The sequence below is a fragment of the Erwinia persicina NBRC 102418 genome (genome assembly GCF_001571305.1).
GTDB lineage: Bacteria > Pseudomonadota > Gammaproteobacteria > Enterobacterales > Enterobacteriaceae > Erwinia > Erwinia persicina.
The window spans coordinates 1-1,621 of the sequence record NZ_BCTN01000056.1 but is presented as its reverse complement, the minus strand read 5'-3'; the positions used below and the strand labels follow the sequence as shown (position 1 = coordinate 1,621).

The 1,621-nt window shown below is 55.1% G+C and carries 2 pseudogenes; both read right to left on the bottom strand.

Annotated elements, in window-relative coordinates:
- A pseudogene (locus EPE01S_RS22590) lies at positions 1-305 on the bottom strand (conjugal transfer protein TrbC); the annotation flags it as partial.
- A 160-nt stretch (positions 306-465) separates the two neighbouring features.
- Positions 466-1,621, bottom strand: a pseudogene (locus EPE01S_RS23700) (F-type conjugative transfer protein TrbC); the annotation flags it as partial.

The window sequence follows — 1,621 nt, the reverse complement described above, 5'->3', positions numbered from 1 at the left end:
ACCAGTGTTTCAAGGTAGTTCTCAAGCACTTGCTGAATATCTTCGTGCCACTGTTCATCCATCGCCTGAACATACAGTTCAGCAATTTTCCGTAGAGGTAGATACGTCTGGATGGTGCACTGTGACATTACAGTGCCTTCACGCCGGCTTTTGTAGACCAGTGCGAAGACCAGCGACTGGATCATTACTTTCGCTTTTTCCTGCCATTCTCCGCCACAGTTCTCTGTTTTGAGCATCATCGAGTCCATCAGGTTGATGATGTAGGTGGTGTCCTGCGAAAACAGGCCACTTGAGATAATTTTCATAGTTTTCGTCTTTGTGAATGAAGCTGCTGCCTCGGTTAAATAATGTGCAGGCGGTAATGCAGAGCGCGGTTTGAAAAACGATGATTAACTTACGTTGCGGGTAGTATTCAGCAAATGCAGGAAGCCTCTGCATTACCGGTAGCACAGGTGTTTAATGCATTTATTGCGTACGCTCAGGCGCTAACGATACGAAGTTCTGCGCGGCGTCCTCAATGGCCTTGCGGGTAGCGCCCATAAGGCGTGGTTCCCGCAGTCTGACCTTGTAGCCTCTGCCCCGGACCGGAAGGCTTTCCAGCACCATTCGCCAGAGGATCGCCGACCGTACGGCTGCTGAAGGTGAACGCTTCCAGCTAAACGTACATTCCAGGTCGAACTCACAGACTGCGGCCAGCGCCGGATCTGTCAGCACAAGCTTAGCGGTGTCCTGTGCGCCTTCTGTTTCGTCAAGCACGCGCAGAATGCCTTGCACGCGATCGCCGCGCACGTAGCTGCGACGCTGGCGCATAGGCATAGTGGCAAGAAGGCGGCTTTCTGAAGGCGGAGCCACTTCAAGGAAACGGTTAATACGTACATCTCCGCGGGTGAACTTGTCGTCATCGTTGATGTACAGCGAACTGCCGCGAATAACCTGGCCGCGGAAAAGCGTGATGTTTTCCCCCTCCTGCAGCTGCTGAATCTCATCGACGTCGACTTTCTTCTGCTCACGGACCTGCAGCCTTGAGTCGTCGCTCCAGCCGCCCATGAGGCCGCCGTCCTGAACCATTGCGCCCATCTCAGCCCTGTATTCGGTTCCGGCCATCAGCTGCAGAATTTCCAGCGTGTCCTTCGGGTCGCGGATGATGCCGGTGATGCGCGTCCCCATGTTGGCGATAAGCGTCCACACTGCGTCTCCTGCCGCCGTCTTCAGGCGCTGAACCTCCTGACCAGCCAGCAACAGGCAGTAACCCAGGGAGCGGATCTGCGTCGCCAACTCACCCAGCTTTTCACTGTAGCCGGCACCGACCTCGTCAATTATCCAGAGGAACGGGAACCAGTCCTTAAATTTACGGACCTTCATGTTCTCCTCCGGGCGCCCTTCCAGCTTCTCACCGAGGTCCTGACTCAGGATCATGGCCATCTGTGACTGGTAGAGCCGCCCGAGCGTCGAACTCTCACTTGCAGACAGTTCAAGCGCCGGCACAAGCACGACCAGAATACGGTCGTTATGTACAACATCGCGCAGGTCTATATCACCGGCATCCCGCGCAAACACGTGCCCGTAGGTATCGTTGAAGAGGCTCAGCATGCGCGTAAACTGCTGGATCAGAAAGCCATGC